This is a genomic window from Xanthobacter sp. 91 (assembly GCF_000702385.1).
Taxonomy (GTDB): Bacteria; Pseudomonadota; Alphaproteobacteria; order Rhizobiales; family Xanthobacteraceae; genus Xanthobacter; species Xanthobacter aminoxidans.
Window position 1 is genome coordinate 827,410 of sequence record NZ_JNIB01000001.1, and the last position, 15,136, is coordinate 842,545.

17 protein-coding genes are annotated in these 15,136 nt (G+C 68.4%); 11 read left to right on the top strand and 6 right to left on the bottom strand.

The window, feature by feature from the left end:
* Positions 1 to 14: 14 nt before the first annotated feature.
* From A37E_RS0104030 to A37E_RS0104040, 3 genes are all read right to left on the bottom strand, one after another.
* Positions 15 to 695, bottom strand: coding sequence for a DUF1254 domain-containing protein (locus A37E_RS0104030; protein WP_245279265.1), 681 nt, complete (start codon positions 693 to 695; stop codon positions 15 to 17).
* Positions 692 to 1,264, bottom strand: a complete 573-nt coding sequence (locus A37E_RS0104035; protein WP_029555428.1) for a DUF1214 domain-containing protein — start codon at positions 1,262 to 1,264, stop codon at positions 692 to 694. Before A37E_RS0104035 ends, A37E_RS0104030 begins: the two co-directional genes overlap by 4 nt.
* An 82-nt stretch (positions 1,265 to 1,346) precedes the next feature.
* Positions 1,347 to 2,141, bottom strand: coding sequence for an enoyl-CoA hydratase-related protein (locus tag A37E_RS0104040; protein WP_029555429.1), 795 nt, complete (start codon positions 2,139 to 2,141; stop codon positions 1,347 to 1,349).
* Positions 2,142 to 2,409: 268 nt separating this feature from the next.
* Here A37E_RS0104040 and A37E_RS0104045 point away from each other — a divergent pair, with 268 nt between their 5' ends.
* The 9 genes from A37E_RS0104045 (at position 2,410) to A37E_RS0104085 (ending at position 10,004) form a co-directional block, all read left to right on the top strand.
* Positions 2,410 to 2,751, top strand: coding sequence for a DUF2849 domain-containing protein (locus A37E_RS0104045; protein ID WP_051678771.1), 342 nt, complete (start codon positions 2,410 to 2,412; stop codon positions 2,749 to 2,751).
* A 44-nt stretch (positions 2,752 to 2,795) separates the two neighbouring features.
* Positions 2,796 to 4,448 (top strand): nitrite/sulfite reductase, encoded by a 1,653-nt coding sequence (locus tag A37E_RS0104050; RefSeq protein WP_029555431.1) that lies wholly within the window; start codon positions 2,796 to 2,798, stop codon positions 4,446 to 4,448.
* The gene (locus A37E_RS0104055) at positions 4,435 to 4,947 is read left to right on the top strand and encodes a DUF934 domain-containing protein (protein WP_029555432.1); all 513 of its coding nucleotides are present in this window, start codon (positions 4,435 to 4,437) and stop codon (positions 4,945 to 4,947) included. Before A37E_RS0104050 ends, A37E_RS0104055 begins: the two co-directional genes overlap by 14 nt.
* Before the next feature lie 6 nt (positions 4,948 to 4,953).
* Positions 4,954 to 5,664 carry a phosphoadenylyl-sulfate reductase gene (locus A37E_RS0104060; RefSeq protein ID WP_029555433.1) on the top strand — a complete coding sequence of 237 codons (711 nt, stop codon included), beginning with the start codon at positions 4,954 to 4,956 and terminating at the stop codon, positions 5,662 to 5,664.
* Between the two features lie 115 nt (positions 5,665 to 5,779).
* Positions 5,780 to 6,796 (top strand): sulfate ABC transporter substrate-binding protein, encoded by a 1,017-nt coding sequence (locus A37E_RS0104065; RefSeq protein ID WP_029555434.1) that lies wholly within the window; start codon positions 5,780 to 5,782, stop codon positions 6,794 to 6,796.
* A gap of 111 nt (positions 6,797 to 6,907) precedes the next feature.
* Complete coding sequence (gene cysT / locus A37E_RS0104070; protein ID WP_024280530.1) at positions 6,908 to 7,762, top strand: sulfate ABC transporter permease subunit CysT; 855 nt, start codon at positions 6,908 to 6,910, stop codon at positions 7,760 to 7,762.
* Positions 7,759 to 8,685: a sulfate ABC transporter permease subunit CysW gene (cysW, locus tag A37E_RS0104075; RefSeq protein WP_029555435.1), complete on the top strand. Its 927-nt coding sequence runs from the start codon at positions 7,759 to 7,761 to the stop codon at positions 8,683 to 8,685. The genes cysT and cysW overlap by 4 nt, the downstream gene beginning before the upstream one ends.
* Positions 8,682 to 9,725, top strand: a complete 1,044-nt coding sequence (locus A37E_RS0104080) for a sulfate/molybdate ABC transporter ATP-binding protein (RefSeq protein ID WP_029555436.1) — start codon at positions 8,682 to 8,684, stop codon at positions 9,723 to 9,725. Before cysW ends, A37E_RS0104080 begins: the two co-directional genes overlap by 4 nt.
* 93 nt (positions 9,726 to 9,818) lie before the next feature.
* Positions 9,819 to 10,004, top strand: a complete 186-nt coding sequence (locus tag A37E_RS0104085; protein WP_029555437.1) for a hypothetical protein — start codon at positions 9,819 to 9,821, stop codon at positions 10,002 to 10,004.
* Between the two features lie 32 nt (positions 10,005 to 10,036).
* On the opposite strand, the gene A37E_RS0104090 is transcribed toward A37E_RS0104085, so the two are convergent.
* Complete coding sequence (locus tag A37E_RS0104090; RefSeq protein ID WP_029555438.1) at positions 10,037 to 11,053, bottom strand: DMT family transporter; 1,017 nt, start codon at positions 11,051 to 11,053, stop codon at positions 10,037 to 10,039.
* Between the two features lie 271 nt (positions 11,054 to 11,324).
* A complete protein-coding gene (moaA, locus tag A37E_RS0104095) occupies positions 11,325 to 12,359 on the bottom strand; it encodes a GTP 3',8-cyclase MoaA (protein ID WP_029555439.1) in 1,035 nt (344 codons plus the stop codon).
* Between the two features lie 248 nt (positions 12,360 to 12,607).
* Here moaA and A37E_RS0104100 point away from each other — a divergent pair, with 248 nt between their 5' ends.
* Both A37E_RS0104100 and A37E_RS0104105 read left to right on the top strand, forming a co-directional pair.
* A complete protein-coding gene (locus A37E_RS0104100; RefSeq protein ID WP_029555440.1) occupies positions 12,608 to 12,985 on the top strand; it encodes a DUF971 domain-containing protein in 378 nt (125 codons plus the stop codon).
* A 115-nt stretch (positions 12,986 to 13,100) separates the two neighbouring features.
* On the top strand, positions 13,101 to 13,856 hold the full coding sequence (locus tag A37E_RS0104105; RefSeq protein ID WP_051678772.1) for a DUF1223 domain-containing protein: 756 nt from the start codon (positions 13,101 to 13,103) through the stop codon (positions 13,854 to 13,856).
* 54 nt (positions 13,857 to 13,910) lie between these two features.
* On the opposite strand, the gene A37E_RS0104110 is transcribed toward A37E_RS0104105, so the two are convergent.
* Positions 13,911 to 15,083, bottom strand: a complete 1,173-nt coding sequence (locus A37E_RS0104110; protein ID WP_024280538.1) for an acetyl-CoA acetyltransferase — start codon at positions 15,081 to 15,083, stop codon at positions 13,911 to 13,913.
* Positions 15,084 to 15,136: the final 53 nt, after the last annotated feature.

The window sequence follows — 15,136 nt, forward strand, 5'->3', positions numbered from 1 at the left end:
AGGCGAACGCGCGTTCAGTTCGAGGGCGTGCAGGTCGCCGCCTCGAGTTGACGGCGCACGAGTTCCCGCATCCCGCGCTCGCGCACGAAGGCGCGCACCGCCACGATGCCTTCCCGCGAGGGAGATTCGATCACCAGCCGGTCGGCGGCGGTGATTTCCTCGTCTTCCGGCAGGGCCGCCTTCTGCTTGCTGGTCATCAGATCCAGCTCGATCACCTTGCCCGCCGCCTGATCGCTCAGCGCGTAGAAGGCGAGCGCTTCCGAGGTGTAGAAGGAGACGGAGGTGTAGTCGGCGGTGGCCGGCACACGCACCTTCAGCGGCGCCCCCGACAGATCATAGAGGCAGATGGCCGAGATGAAGGCCGGGTCCGTCATGGGCAGCGTCTGCTCCTGCGGGGTCGGGTCCGGCAGCAGGGTCAGGACATTGGAATCCATCAGCTCCGAGAGCCGCGCATAGGCATTGCGCTCGGCGAGCGCCGGCATGGCCAGAATGGACACGATGTGGGCGATGGCCCCCAGCACCACCGAAAAAGCGATGAACAGCAGCAGTTGCCCCGGCGTGCCGAGGCGCGGACGCACGAAGCGGGGGCGCGCGACATGGGGGCGCGGCAGCCGCGAGAAGAACCGGCCCAACAGCCGCCCGCCGCGCGCCGCGACCTCGGATGCCTCCCCGCGCAGATCGTCGAGGGTGGTCACAGGCAGGCCTCCCGCGTGATGCGGGGCAGCACGGCGGCATCCGCGCCCGAGGTGAACGAGAAGGGCGCGTCATAGAGCCGGAGCGCCACCTTCAGCCGCGGCCGAGCCCCGGTGGGGAGCCAGTTTCCGGTGCGCGCGCGGGGCGAAAGGCGCACGTCGATGGCGCCATTGTCGCGATAGACCACCTCGGCGCTGGTAAAGCCGAAGCGTCCGGCGTCGTTGGGGATCAGGTTGCCATCCTGGTCGGTGACGGTGAGCGTCCACAGCCGCGCCTGCGGCAGCACGCCGACGATGCGCGTCTCGCAGCGCCCGTCCAGCGGCTTTCCGGCATCGTCGGTAGTGGCGAGGAAGACAAGCCCGTCCGCCAGCTCCAGCGGCAATTCTCCCGAACGCGCGACGAAGGCACGGGCATAGGGGTCGGCCTTTGCGGTGCCGGACCGCGGCCAGCCTTCCCAGGCGCCCACGCGCACGCTGTCGAGCCCCCGCGAGTGGGTCACGGAAAGCCAGGTGACGCCCAACCCGAGGATGGTGGCGATGAGAAGCGTGAAGGCGAGCGGCAGTAGGCGCACGGGAGGTCCGAAGCTATCCGCCTCTATCTAGCCCACAAAGCCGGCGCGGGCAAAAGCCGGCGCCGGCATTGCCGTCGTGGGCTCATTTGCCCTCGAAGCGCGGCGGCGTCTTCTGCACGAAGGCCTTCGCGCCGGCGGCGAAATCCTCGGTGCGGGCGCTGGCGATGAAGGCGTCGCGCTCGGCATTGAGCTGCTCGGAGAGGCTGTGGCCGAAAGAGGAGCGCAGAAGGTGCTTGATGCGGCCATAGGCCAGCGTCGGCCCCTCCACGAGGCGCTTCGCCAGCTTGTCCGTCTCCGCCGCGAGTTCGGCCGCCGGCACCACCTTGTTCACGAGCCCGAGCCGCAGCGCCTCGTCCGCCTCCACGGTATCGGAGAGAAGCGCGATCTCCATGGCCTTGCGCAGCCCCACCACGCGCGGCAGCGAGAAGGTGGAGGAGCCGTCCGGCGACGTGCCGATGCGGGTGTAGGCGAGAGTCATCTTCATGTCGTCGGCGGCAATGGCGAGGTCCGCCGCCAGCGCCACCGAGACGCCCGCCCCCGCCACCGCGCCGTGCAGGCTGGCGATAACGGGCGCCGGCATGGCGGCCAAAGCCAGGATGGCGTGGTGAAATGGATCGATGATGGCACTCACCACCTTGGGCGCATCCGGCCCGGCAGCGTGGAATCGCGCCACATCGCCACCCGCGAGGAAGGCCCGCCCCTCCCCCGAGAGGACCACGACGCGCACGGTCTCGTCCCGACTCACCTTGTCCACGGCCGCCGCGAGGGCCAGCACCGATGCCTCGTCCAGCGCATTCAACACGTGCGGACGGTTGAACCGGATGCGGGCGATCCCGTCCGCGATGTCGAGGCGGACAGGGCTGTTCTCGGGGGTCATGGGCGTTCCTCGCGCGATTCTTGAGCGGCCGCGGGGGACGCGAGCCGTGCCGCCAAGCTGCCAAAGGTATCAACGCGCAGCAAGCCAGGCCGGCGCCCCGGAATGGGGCACCTTTTAAGTCTACTAATTCAGTCGAATTTACAATGTCGTGTGTGGGTTATTTCCCTATTGCGCATCAAAACGCGGTAATTTAGATTAAGACATAAGTTTTCTGGATAATTAGCGCTCTCCCGCTGTGAGTTGGGAATAGGGGCGCACGGAGATCGCCATGACCTCGCCTTTGCAGCGCAAGCTGAAGATCGCCGGCCCCACCGTCGTCACCGCCAACCGGCTCGCCGATGGCGCAGTCGTTTGGCTGAGCGCCACGGGCGGCTGGACCGACCGCATCGGCACTGCGGCCGTGGGCGCCACCAGCGATGAAGTGCTGCGCCTGCTCGACATCGCCCATGGCGACGAGAACACCGCCGTGGGCGCCTACCCGGCCCCGGTCCGCATCGGTGCGGACGGCAGGATCGAGCCGGCGAACCTGCGCGAGCGCATCCGCGCGGGCGGCCCCACCGTGGCGCTGCCCACCGGTGTCCTCCCGGCGGCGGCTGCCAAAGCCGCCTGACGCCCGTTCCCCGCGCCTGCCGATATCGAGCCCCGAGCCCTATCATGTATGTCTATGACGAGTTCGATCGCGCCTTTCTTCAGGAGCGCGTCGCCGAGTTCCGCGATCAGGTGGCACGCCGCCTCGCGGGTGAGCTGAACGAGGAGGAGTTCAAGCCGCTCCGCCTCATGAACGGCGTCTATCTCCAGCTCCACGCCTACATGCTCAGGGTGTGCATTCCCTACGGCACCCTCTCCGCGCGCCAGTTGCGCGCCATGGCGGCGGTGGCGCGCAAGTATGACCGGGGCTACGGCCATTTCACCACGCGGCAGAACATCCAGTTCAACTGGATCAAGCTCGCCGAGCTGCCGGATGCCATGGCCGACCTCGCCGAGGTGGGCATCCACGGCATCCAGACCTCTGGCAACTGCATCCGCAACACCACCACCGACCCGTGGGCCGGCGCCGCCGCCGACGAGGTGGAGGACCCGCGCCTCTATGCCGAGGTGATCCGCCAGTGGTCCACGCTGCACCCGGAATTCACCTACCTGCCGCGCAAGTTCAAGATCGCCATCACCGCCGCCAAGCATGACCGCGCGGCGATCCGCGTGCATGACGTGGGCCTGCGCCTCTACAAGCGCGACGGCAAGACCGGCTTCGAGGTGAGCGTGGGCGGCGGGCTCGGCCGTTCGCCCTATATCGGCAAGACCATCCGCGACTTCCTGCCGGAGGAGGATCTGCTCTCCTATCTGGAGGCAATCCTGCGCACCTACAATCTCGGCGGCCGGCGCGACAACATCTACAAGGCGCGCATCAAGATCCAGGTGCATGAGATGGGCGCCGAGGCCTTCGCGCAGAAGGTCGAGGCCGAATGGGCCGAGATCCGCGACGGCGCACTGAAGCTGGACAAGGCGGCGCTCGACGCCATCCGCGACCGCTTCCTCAATCCGGCGCTGGAAGAACTGGAAGACGCCCCCGCCGTGCTCGCCGCGGCGCTGGCGGACCCGGACTTCGCCGTCTGGCACGCCAATTCCGTCGCCCCGCATAAGGCGAAGGGTCATGCCATCGTCACCCTGTCGCTGAAGCCCGTGGGCGCCCCGCCCGGCGACGCGACGGCGGACCAGATGGACGCGATCGCCGACCTCGCGGACCAGTACGCCTATGGCGAGATCCGCGTCGCCCACGAGCAGAACCTCACCCTGCCCTATGTGCGCCAGAAGGATCTTCCGGCCCTGTGGGCGAAGCTGAAGGCCATTGGCGTCGCCACCCCCAATGTCGGGCTCATCTCCGACATCATCGCCTGCCCCGGCCTTGATTACTGCTCGCTGGCCAATGCGCGCTCCATTCCCGTGGCGCAGAAGCTCACCGAGCGGTTCGCGGACGATGCGCGCATTGCCGACATCGGCCGGCTGCACCTCAACATTTCCGGCTGCATCAATGCCTGCGGCCACCACCATGTGGGTCACATCGGCATCCTCGGGGTGGAGAAGAAGGACGAGGAGTTCTTCCAGATCACCCTCGGCGGCAAGGGCAATTCCAAGGCCCGCATCGGCGAGCTGATCGGCCCCGCCGTGTCCGAGGGCGAGGTGGTGGACGTGGTGGAGCGGCTCGTCGAGACCTATCTCGACCTGCGCACCTCGCCAGCCGAAACCTTCATCGCCGCGGTCCAGCGGCTCGGCACCGACCCCTTCAAGGAGCGCGCCTATGCCCCTCGTTAAGAACGGCGCGCCCACCGAGGACCTGTTCACCGCCATCGCCGACGACGCGGCCCTGCCCGACGGGCCGGTGCTGGTCTCCGCCGAGCGCTTCCTGAAGGAGGCAGACACCCTCGTCGCGCGCAACGGCGAGATCGGCGTGCTGTGGCCAAACGCCCGGGACGTGGCGGAGCTGAAGCCCTACCTTTCCCGCCTCTCCGTGGTGGCGCTGAACTTCCCAAAGTTCCGCGACGGCCGCGCCTACAGCCAGGCGCGCCTGCTGCGCGAGCGTTACGGCTTCAAGGGCGAGCTGCGGGCGGTGGGCAACGTGCTGCGTGACCAGGCGCTGATGATGGCCCGCGCCGGCTTCGATGCCTTCGCCTTCGAGAAGGCGGCGGATGCCGAGGCCTTCAACACGGCGCTCGCCACCTATTCCCATTTCTACCAGCCGACCGGCGACGGGCGGGCCACGGCCCGGGACGTGCGGGTCGCGCATGCGGGCGTTTCGCCCGTGGAGGGATGACCCGAGATGAACGCCCTTGAGCGGGCCGCTCCCCGCCTCGACATCGACGCGCTGAATGCGCGGCTGGAAAACGCCTCGCCGCTGGACGTCATCGCCGCCGGCCTCGCTGCCTTTCCCGGCCGCATCGCCGCCGTGTCCTCCTTCGGCACCGAATCGGCCGTGCTGCTGCACATGATCGCGCAGGTGGATCAGGCGACGCCTATCCTCTTTCTCGACACCGGCCACCTGTTCGAGGAAACGCTGGCCTATCGCGACACGCTGGCCGGCCATCTCGGCCTCACCAACGTGCAGACCTTCTCGCCCGATCCCGCAGCGCTCGCCGCGCGCGATCCGGAGCGGGGACTGTGGTCCGACAATGCGGACGCCTGCTGCGCCCTGCGCAAGGTGGAGCCGCTGGCCCGCGCCCTCGCGCCCTATGGCGCGTGGTTCAATGGCCGCAAGCGCTACCAGGCGTCCACCCGCACGGCGATCGGCCTGGTGGAACAGGACGGGGAGCGGGTGAAGTTCAATCCCCTCGCCGCCATGGGCCGGGAGGAACTCGTCGGCTACATGGACGCCCACGGCCTGCCGCGGCACCCGCTGGAAAAGCACGGCTTCGCCTCCATCGGCTGCATGCCCTGCACCTCCCGCGTCCAGCCGGGCGAGGACCCGCGCGCCGGCCGCTGGCGGGGCAAGGCCAAGACCGAATGCGGTATCCATTTTGGCGAGGGCATTTGAATTTAATTCCATAGAACTTGTGATATATGGGTTGACCAGTCGTCAGGCGGCTGCGATTGTTCGCTATATCGAACGATTGATCTGATTGACGAACGAACTCGCCGGAGGTCTTCCCATGTCGTCTCGCCGCACGTTCCTGCGCGCCGGCCTTGCCGCCGCCACCGCGCTCGTGCTTTCGGCCGGCGCCGTCGCCGCAGCCGACATCACGCTGCTGAACGTCTCCTACGACCCCACCCGCGAGCTGTATGTGGACGTGAACAAGGCGTTCGCGGCCGAGTGGGCGAAGGCGCACCCCGGCGACACGGTGAAGATCAACCAGTCGCACGGCGGCTCCGGCAAGCAGGCGCGCTCCGTCATCGACGGCCTCGAGGCGGATGTGGTGACGCTGGCCCTCGCCTACGACATCGACGCCATCGCCGAGAGGGGCTACCTCGCCAAGGACTGGCAGAAGCGCCTCCCGGATAACGCCTCGCCCTACACCTCCACCATCGTCTTCCTCGTCCGCAAGGGGAACCCGAAGGGCATCAAGGATTGGGACGATCTGGTGAAGCCCGGCATCAAGGTCGTCACCCCCAACCCGAAGACCTCCGGCGGCGCCCGCTGGAACTATCTCGGCGCCTGGGGCTATGCCCTGAAGAAGAACGGCGGCGACGAGGCCAAGGCCAAGGACTTCGTGAAGGCGCTCTACAAGAACGCCCCCGTGCTCGACACCGGCGCCCGCGGCTCCACCGTTACCTTTGTGGAGCGCAACATCGGCGACGTGCTCATCGCCTGGGAGAACGAGGCCTATCTCTCGGTGAACGAACTCGGCCCCGACAAGTTCGACATCATCACCCCCTCCGTCTCCATCCTCGCCGAGCCGCCCGTGGCGGTGGTGGACAAGGTGGTGGACAAGAAGGGCACCCGCGCCATCTCGGAAGCCTACCTGAAGTTCCTCTACACCCCGGCCGGCCAGGAGATCGCGGCGAAGAACTATTACCGCCCCCGCGACGAGCAGGTGGCCGCCAAGTACAAGGACAAGTTCGCCAAGGTGGACCTCTTTACCATCGATCAGGTGTTCGGCGGCTGGCAGAAGGCGCAGAAGACCCACTTTTCCGACGGCGGCGTGTTCGACCAGATCACCGGCAACTGATCCGCCCCTCAATCCACCCTGCGGCCGCCGCCCTCGGGAGCCTTCCTGACGGCGGTGGCCGCGGCCTTTAGAGCGAGCGACGCAGAAGCGTCGCCGGACTATAAACCTTCCATGAGCGCCTCATCGTCCCGCCTCAGATTCCGGCAGCCGAGCGTGATCCCCGGCTTCGGCCTCACGCTGGGCCTTACCCTGACGTGGCTGGGGCTCATCGTCCTGCTGCCGCTGTCGGCGCTGTTCATCAAGACGAGCGAGCTGTCGCTGGAGCGCTTCATCGCCATCGTCACGGCGACGCGCACGCTCCATGCGCTGCAGGTGTCGTTCGGCCTCGCCTTTGCCGCCGCGCTGGTCAACATGGTGTTCGGCGCCATCGTGGTGTGGGTGCTGGTGCGCTACGACTTCCCCGGCAAGAAGATCGTCGACGCGCTCATCGACATCCCCTTCGCGCTGCCCACGGCCGTGGCCGGCATCGCGCTGACCTCGCTCTATGCGGAGAACGGCTGGGTCGGCTCGCTGCTCGCGCCGCTGGGCATCCAGGTGTCGTTCACGCCGCTCGGCATCCTCGTCGCCCTCGTCTTCATCGGCCTGCCGTTCGTGGTGCGGACCGTGCAGCCGGTGCTGGCGGACCTCGACCAGGAGTTGGAGGACGCCGCCGCGAGCCTCGGCGCCACGCGTGGCCAGACCCTCGTGCGGGTGGTGCTGCCCTCGGTATGGCCGGCGCTGCTCACCGGCTTCGCCCTCGCCTTCGCGCGGGCGGTGGGCGAATACGGCTCCGTCATCTTCATCGCCGGCAACCTGCCCGGCATTTCCGAGATCGCGCCGCTGCTCATCGTCATCCGGCTGGAGGAGTTCCGCTATGCGGACGCGACCGCCATCGCCACGGTAATGCTGGTCGCCTCCTTCGTCCTGCTGCTCATCATCAACCGCCTCCAGCGCTGGGCGGAGCTGCGCGGGAGCAAGCACGGATGAACGCCCTCGACCAGACGTCGGGTCATACCGTCGCCCACGGCGCCAGTGAGGGCCTGCCCTCCGCGCTGGAGCAGTCCCACACCTATGCGACGCACCGCGGCCGGCCGGTGCGCACCGAGCCGCGGGCCGTGCGCATCGTCCTGACGGTAATCGCCCTCGCCTTCGTCGGCCTGTTCATCGGCCTGCCGCTGGTGACGGTGTTCTACGAAGCCTTCAAGCGCGGCTGGCAGGCCTATGTTGCGGCGTTGGTGGCCCCCGATGCGCTGGCCGCGATCCAGCTCACCCTCATCGTCGCGGCCATCTCGGTGGTGGCGAACCTGCTGTTCGGGCTCGTGGCGGCATGGTCCATCGCCAAGTTCGAGTTTCCCGGCAAGACCTTCCTCATCACCCTCATCGACCTGCCCTTCTCGGTCTCGCCTGTCGTGGCGGGCCTCGTCTATGTGCTGCTGTTCGGCTCGCAGGGCCTGTTCGCCGCATACCTGCAGGCGTGGGACATCAAGATCATCTTCGCGCTGCCGGGCATCGTGCTCGCCACCATCTTCGTCACCTTCCCCTTCGTGGCGCGCGAACTGATCCCCCTGATGCAGGAGCAGGGCACGGCGGAGGAAGAAGCGGCCATCTCGCTCGGCGCCTCGGGCCTCTCCACCTTCTTCCGGGTGACGCTGCCCAACGTGAAATGGGCGCTGCTCTACGGCGTGCTGCTGTGCAATGCGCGCGCCATGGGTGAATTCGGCGCGGTCTCGGTGGTGTCCGGCCATGTGCGCGGGCTCACCAACACCATGCCGCTGCACATCGAAATTCTCTATAACGAGTACCAGTTCGTCGCCTCCTTCGCGGTGGCGTCCCTGCTGGCGCTGCTGGCGCTCGTGACGCTCATCGCCAAGACCATTCTCGAACACCGCCTCGCCGAGGAAGACAGATGACCATCGACGTCGTCGGCGTCACCAAGCGCTTCAAGACCTTTGCCGCGCTCGACAATGTGAGCCTCACCATCCGCACCGGCGAGCTGGTTGCCCTGCTCGGCCCCTCGGGCTCGGGCAAGACCACGCTCCTGCGCATCATCGCCGGCCTCGAATGGCCGGATTCCGGCGAGGTCCGGTTCGACGGCGAGGATGCGCTCTCCCGCTCCGTGCGCGAGCGCAATGTGGGCTTTGTGTTCCAGCACTATGCATTGTTCCGGCACATGAACGTGTTCGAGAATGTGGCCTTCGGCCTGCGCGTGCGCCGGGGCGCGGACAAGCTGCCCGAGGCCGCCATCCGCGCGAAGGTCAACGAGCTGCTGCACCTCGTGCAGATCGACTGGCTGGCCGAGCGCTATCCCGCCCAGCTTTCCGGCGGCCAGCGCCAGCGCGTGGCGCTCGCCCGCGCGCTCGCCATCTCCCCCAAGGTGCTGCTGCTGGACGAGCCGTTCGGCGCGCTCGATGCGAAGGTTCGCAAGGAGCTGCGCCGCTGGCTGCGCCACCTGCACGAGGAACTGCCCGTCACCTCCGTGCTCGTCACCCACGACCAGGAAGAGGCGCTGGAGCTGGCCGACCGGGTGGTGGTGATGGGGCATGGCAAGATCGAGCAGGTGGGTTCGCCCGGCGAGGTCTATGACAATCCGGCCACCGCCTTCGTGCACGACTTCATCGGCGAGACCATCGCGCTGCCCGGCGAGGTGAAGGGCGGCGCCCTCTATCTCGGCGGCCGTGCGCTGGGGCTCGATCCGCAAGGCGTGGCAGACGGGCCGGCCCGCATCCTCGCCCGGCCCCACGACGTGGACCTCGCAGATCCGTCGGCGAGCGCCATCTCCGGCAAGGTGCTCTCGGTGCGCACCTTCGGCCCCACCCGCCGCGCCGACGTGCAGCTCAACGGCAGCTCCGGCCCGGTGGTGGTGGAAGCCGCCGTGCCCCACGGCCAGGATCTCGCGCCGGGCACGGAGGTCGGCCTCAAGCCGCGCCGCTACAAGGTGTTCGCCGCCTGAGCAGGCGGCCGTGGCACGTTTTCGCCATCACCGCGTGGTGACGTACCGTGCATGGGGCGCGCAATCGCGCCCCGCTGACCGGAGTTTGCCGCCGTGCCGCCGTTCGTCGTCGTTGCCCTGGGCGCCCTCGGCGCCGTGGCGCTTGCAAAGCTGATCTCGTCGGAGACGCGACGCGTCAACGAGGCACTGGACCGCCGCCGCAAGGCGGAAGCCGGCGACCTGAAGACGGTGCGGCTGGAGCGCGACCCCGCCACCGGCGAATACCGCCCGCGCGGCTGACGCGCCGCGCCGTCATCTGTCTTGATCTGAGGTCAATCCCGCGAGGGCGCGCAGGCCGCGGCCGGCTGGCAAGTCCCGGTGGCGCGCGAGCCCGTGGCGAGTCCGACGACGCCGGTCTTCCGGTCGTCCCGCGCCGCGCGACGCGCCGCCCGGCTCTTCGCGTGCTCACGCTGGATGGCATAGAGGCCCGCCCCCACCACCAGCGCCATGCCGACGCTGGTCCAGGCATCCGGCAGATCTCCGAACACGAAGTAGCCGGAGATGAGCGCCCCGAACACCAAGAGGTAGCGCATGGGCGAGAGCGAGGCGATGGGCGCGTTGCGGAAGGCGAACACCAGTAGCAGCGTGCCGCCGCCGAACGACACGGCGGACGCGACCACATAGGCGAGCACCGTGGTCGAAGGCACCTTCCAGCTCTCGAAGGGCGCGATCAGAGTCGCGGCGAGGCAGAAGACGACCGAGCCGGTGAGGCCCACCACCGCGCCGGGAATCTCCGGCCCGATGCTGCGAGTGGAAATGTCCCGCGCCGCGCCGGTGAAGGCGGCCATGAGCGGCAGCAGGGCGATGAGACTGAAGGTGGCCGGATCCGGCCGCGTCACGATCACCGCGCCGCAGAAGCCGATGATGATGGCTGACCAGCTGCGCCAGCCCACCTTCTCGCCCAGGAGCGGCACGGCCAGCGCGGTCGTGATGAGCGGCGTCGCCATGTAGATGGTGGTGGTGGACGCGATGGGCATGGCCGCCAGCGCGGCGACGTAGACGAAGGTGGTGACGGTATCGAGCGAAGAGCGCACCAGCACGCTGCGGCGGAACATGTGGCGCAGCGCGAGGAGATCGCCGGACGCCACGATGAGGCCGAGGAACAGGAAGCTCACCATCACGGTGCGCAGGCCGAGGCCCTCGCTGAGGGGCACCTCCCGCAGCGCAAGCTTCATGAAGGTGTCGTTGGTGATGAACAGGGCCATGGAGCCAACCATGGCGACGAGGCCCTTGACCGCCGAGACCGGCACATGGGCAACAGGGCGCTGCGCGGCAGCCTGGATGCTCATGCCGTTGCTCCTGCGCCGGAAAAGCGAAGGGAACGAACGATGGCGCCGGCGCAATCCCGGGGCAGTGTCACGTCAAACCTCGTAGATGTCGGGCGTCGCGGTGCGCGCCAAAACCGGCTTCAGGCCGTTGATTGATCTTCTGGGCCAGATGTAGCTGATTTCGGGTAAAGACGCCCTGCGCTTTGCGCCGGCTCTCGCGCGCGAGCCCCCCGCCTGCGGCATGGCCCGGCCACGCCTTCGCCTCAATCTCCGGGCCGCGCGCCGCCCCGCTTCAGCCGCCGGTGGTGCTCATGTGCCGCCCAACCGCCGGCTGGCGGGTCTTGCGGTCGATCACGAAGTCATGGCCCTTGGGCTTGCGGAAAATGGCGTCGTCGATGGCCCGGTGCAGCAGGGCATCGTCGGAGGAGGCGCGCAGCGGCGCCCGCAGGTCCGCCGCGTCCTCCTGGCCGAGGCACATGTAGAGCGTGCCGGTGCAGGTCACGCGCACCCGGTTGCAGCCCTCGCAGAAATTGTGCGTCAGCGGCGTGATGAAGCCCAGCCGTCCGCCGGTCTCCTTCACCTCCACATAGCGGGCGGGGCCGCCGGTGCGATAGGCGATGTCGGTGAGGGTGAAACGCTCGGCGAGCTGCTCGCGCACGGCGGAGAGCGGCAGATACTGGTCCACCCGCTCCTCGCCCACCTCGCCAAGGGGCATCACCTCGATGAGGGAGAGGTCGTGGCCCTCGCCGTGGGCCCACTCCATCATGGAGGCGATTTCGTGCTCGTTCACGTCCTTGAGCGCGACGGCATTGATCTTCACCCGGATGCCGGCCGCCTGCGCGGCCTTCACGCCCTCCAGCACGCGGGCGAGATCGCCCCAGCGGGTGATGGCGCGGAACTTCGCCGGGTCCAGCGTGTCGATGGAAACGTTGATGCGCTTCACCCCGCAAGCGGCGAGGTCCGCCGCGTGGCGGGCGAGCTGGGAGCCGTTGGTGGTGACAGTCAGTTCGTCCAGCCGGCCGCTTTCCATGTGGCGGGAGAGGCTGCGGAACAGGGTCATCACGTCCCGCCGCACCAGAGGCTCGCCGCCTGTGAGGCGGAGCTTGCGCACACCGCGCAGCACGAAGGCGCTGCACAGGCGGTCCAGCTCCTCGAGCGACAGGAGATCCTGCTTGGGCAGGAAGGTCATGTGCTCGGACATGCAATAGACGCAGCGGAAGTCGCAGCGGTCGGTGACGGAGACGCGCAGATAGGTGACGGCGCGGCCGAACGTATCCACGAGCGGGCCGGCCTGCTGCGCGGCGGCGACACCCGGCCGGTCGATCAGATCCCTGGGAAGATCACTCACCACACCACTCCCGCAGCAGCCTTGCGTCTCCCGCGCCTTTCCCCGTCCGCCGGCTTGGGCCGGTCTTGAGGCAAGCCCAGCGCCCCGGATGCGGCAGACGGCGGGCTTCGACGCTTGCCCTATATATCGTATGCAAGAGGAAGATGGATAGGGCCGCCGCCCGAACACGATGCCGTGTGAAATCAAATGGCTCGGCCTTTCGCCCGATCGAAAAAGGACATCACGAAATGGCTCCCGCGTCTGCCCCCGCCGCCGCCCCCTGGCCCACCGAGCTGCGCGTCATCGACGACCGGCACACGCTCTCCGTGACCTTCGAGGACGGGGCGAAATTCACCCTCCCCGCCGAGTATCTGAGGGTGGAAAGCCCTTCCGCCGAGGTGCAGGGCCACCAGCCCGAGGAGAAGATCACGGTGCCCGGCAAGCGGCAGGTGCGCATCGCGCAGGTGGAGCCGGTGGGCAATTACGCCGTCCGCCTCATTTTCGACGACGGTCACGGCACCGGCCTCTACACCTGGGACCTGCTCTACAGCTACGGCGTGAACCAGGAGCAGAAGTTCAGCGCCTATCTCAAGGCTTTGGAGGCACAGGGGCTCTCGCGGGGGTGACGGGCGCCTGCACGATGCCGTGAGGGCGTAACCCGCGGGCGCCGCAGGACGAAGGAGGACCGGGAGCGCCCGATGGAAGCCTCATGCGGGCGGCGTCCCGCAGGAGCCCCGCGCCATGGCCGAAACCCCGTCCGCCTCCTCGCCGTCCCCGCGCGAGCCGCGCCGTTCACCGCACACGAAATGGACTGCCCTCGCCGCAGGCGCGGCCGTTCTGGCGCTCCTTGCGGGCGGCCCCGCCGCCGCCGAGCCGCGCCAGAAGCTCACGGTGGTGGAGCTGTTCACCAGCCAGGGCTGCTCCTCCTGTCCGCCGGCGGACGCCAACCTGATCGCCCTCACCCGCCGCCCGGACGTGCTCGCCCTGAGCTTCAGCGTGACCTACTGGGATCGCCTCGGCTGGCGCGACACCTTCGGCAAGCCGGAATTCACCCAGCGCCAGTACACCTACGAACCCATGCTGGGCGAGCGCGGGCCGTTCACGCCGCAGATGGTGGTGAATGGCCGCCTCAGCCGCGTGGGCTACAGCCTGTCGGACATCGAGCACGCGATCTCCGCCGCCGGTCCCGTCGTCGGCCCCGAAGTCGTGATCGGCGCGCACGAGGTGGCGATCGGGTCGGGGACCGCCCCCGCCGCAGCCGCGGACGTGTGGCTCGCGGAATACGAGCCGGGCGTCATCGAGGTGCCCGTCCGACGCGGCGAGAATGCCGGCCGCACCCTGCCCCACGCCCGCGTGGTGCGACGCCTGGAGCGGCTCGGCGGCTGGACCGGCACGCGCGCCCATTACCCCCGGCCGGAAGCCGCGCCGGGCCTGCGCACCGCCATCCTCGTACAGGCGCCGGCCGGCGGACCCATCCTCGCCGCCGCCACCGAATGAAAACGGGCGGCCCCAAGGCCGCCCGCTGCATCGTTCAGACCGTAAAACCGCGCCTCACTTCACCCGTTCGAGGATGGAGACATAGTTGGCCACGGCGGCGCCGCCCATGTTGAAGACGCCGGCCACCTTGGCCCCGTCGATCTGCATGTCGCCGGCCTCGCCCATGAGCTGCATGGCCGAGAGGACGTGCATGGAGACGCCGGTGGCGCCGATGGGGTGGCCCTTGGACTTCAGGCCGCCGGAGGCGTTCACCGGCAGCTTGCCGGTCTTCTCGGTGATGCCTTCGCGCACCACCTTGTAGGCTTCCCCGGGCTTGGCGAGGCCCATGGCCTCGTACTCGATCAGCTCGGCCACGGTGAAGCAGTCGTGGGTCTCGACGAGGCTGAGATCGTCCAGCGTCAGGCCGGCCTTCTCCAGCGCCTTGGCCCAGGCGCGGCGGGCGCCCTCGAAGGCGATGGGATCGCGGCGCGACAGCGGCAGGATGTCGTTGACGTGGGCGCGCGCGCGGAAGGTGATGGCGCGGCCGAGCGTCTCCGCCACGTCCGCCGAGGCGATCACCAGCGCCGCGGCGCCGTCGGAGACCAGCGAGCAGTCCGTGCGGCGCAGGGGGCCGGCCACGTAGGGGTTCTTCTCCGAAATGGTGTTGCAGAACTCGAAGCCGAAATCCTTGCGCATCTGCGCATAGGGATTGGAAACGCCGTTCTTGTGGTTCTTGGCGGCGATGCGGGCGAGCTCTTCCGAGCGGTCGCCGTAACGCTGGAAATAGGTCTGCGCGATGCGGCCGAACACGCCGGCAAAGCCGCCTTCGATGTCCGCCTCTTCCTTGCGGTAGGAGGCATTGAGCAGGATGTCGCCGACCTCAGCGGTGGGCTTGGCCGTCATCTTCTCGGCGCCGACCACGAGGGCGATGCGGCCCTGCCCGCTCTCGATGTAATTGAGCGCGGAATGGATGGCGGCGGAGCCGGTGGCGCAGGCGTTCTCCACGCGCACCGCCGGTACATGGGCCAGTTCAGGCACGGAGAGGGCCGGCATGGCGCCCTGGAAATCCTGCTTCTGGAAGCCGGCGTTGAACACGCCCACGTGGATCGAATCCACATCCTGCGGGGAGAGGCCCGCATGCTCGATGGCAGCGCCGGCCACCCGGCTCATCAGGGCCTCGGTGTCCGCATCCTCGAGCTTGCCGAATGGCGAGTGCGCCCAGCCTACGATGGCGGCCTTGCTGTCCATGTTCGTCTCCCGCGGCGTGACACCGCTCTGGTTTTGATGGCGTTCAGATGGGA

Bases quoted from the DNA above. Each gene is read 5' to 3' on its own strand.
- A37E_RS0104045 (WP_051678771.1), top strand. From the start codon at position 2,410: ATGACCTCGCCTTTGCAGCGCAAGCTGAAGATCGCCGGCCCCACCGTC.
- A37E_RS0104100 (WP_029555440.1), top strand. From the start codon at position 12,608: ATGGCTCCCGCGTCTGCCCCCGCCGCCGCCCCCTGGCCCACCGAGCTG.
- A37E_RS0104040 (WP_029555429.1), bottom strand. From the start codon at position 2,141: ATGACCCCCGAGAACAGCCCTGTCCGCCTCGACATCGCGGACGGGATC.
- A37E_RS0104105 (WP_051678772.1), top strand. From the start codon at position 13,101: ATGGCCGAAACCCCGTCCGCCTCCTCGCCGTCCCCGCGCGAGCCGCGC.
- A37E_RS0104055 (WP_029555432.1), top strand. From the start codon at position 4,435: ATGCCCCTCGTTAAGAACGGCGCGCCCACCGAGGACCTGTTCACCGCC.
- A37E_RS0104090 (WP_029555438.1), bottom strand. From the start codon at position 11,053: ATGAGCATCCAGGCTGCCGCGCAGCGCCCTGTTGCCCATGTGCCGGTC.
- A37E_RS0104110 (WP_024280538.1), bottom strand. From the start codon at position 15,083: ATGGACAGCAAGGCCGCCATCGTAGGCTGGGCGCACTCGCCATTCGGC.
- cysW (WP_029555435.1), top strand. From the start codon at position 7,759: ATGAACGCCCTCGACCAGACGTCGGGTCATACCGTCGCCCACGGCGCC.
- A37E_RS0104080 (WP_029555436.1), top strand. From the start codon at position 8,682: ATGACCATCGACGTCGTCGGCGTCACCAAGCGCTTCAAGACCTTTGCC.
- A37E_RS0104050 (WP_029555431.1), top strand. From the start codon at position 2,796: ATGTATGTCTATGACGAGTTCGATCGCGCCTTTCTTCAGGAGCGCGTC.
- A37E_RS0104065 (WP_029555434.1), top strand. From the start codon at position 5,780: ATGTCGTCTCGCCGCACGTTCCTGCGCGCCGGCCTTGCCGCCGCCACC.
- A37E_RS0104060 (WP_029555433.1), top strand. From the start codon at position 4,954: ATGAACGCCCTTGAGCGGGCCGCTCCCCGCCTCGACATCGACGCGCTG.
- cysT (WP_024280530.1), top strand. From the start codon at position 6,908: ATGAGCGCCTCATCGTCCCGCCTCAGATTCCGGCAGCCGAGCGTGATC.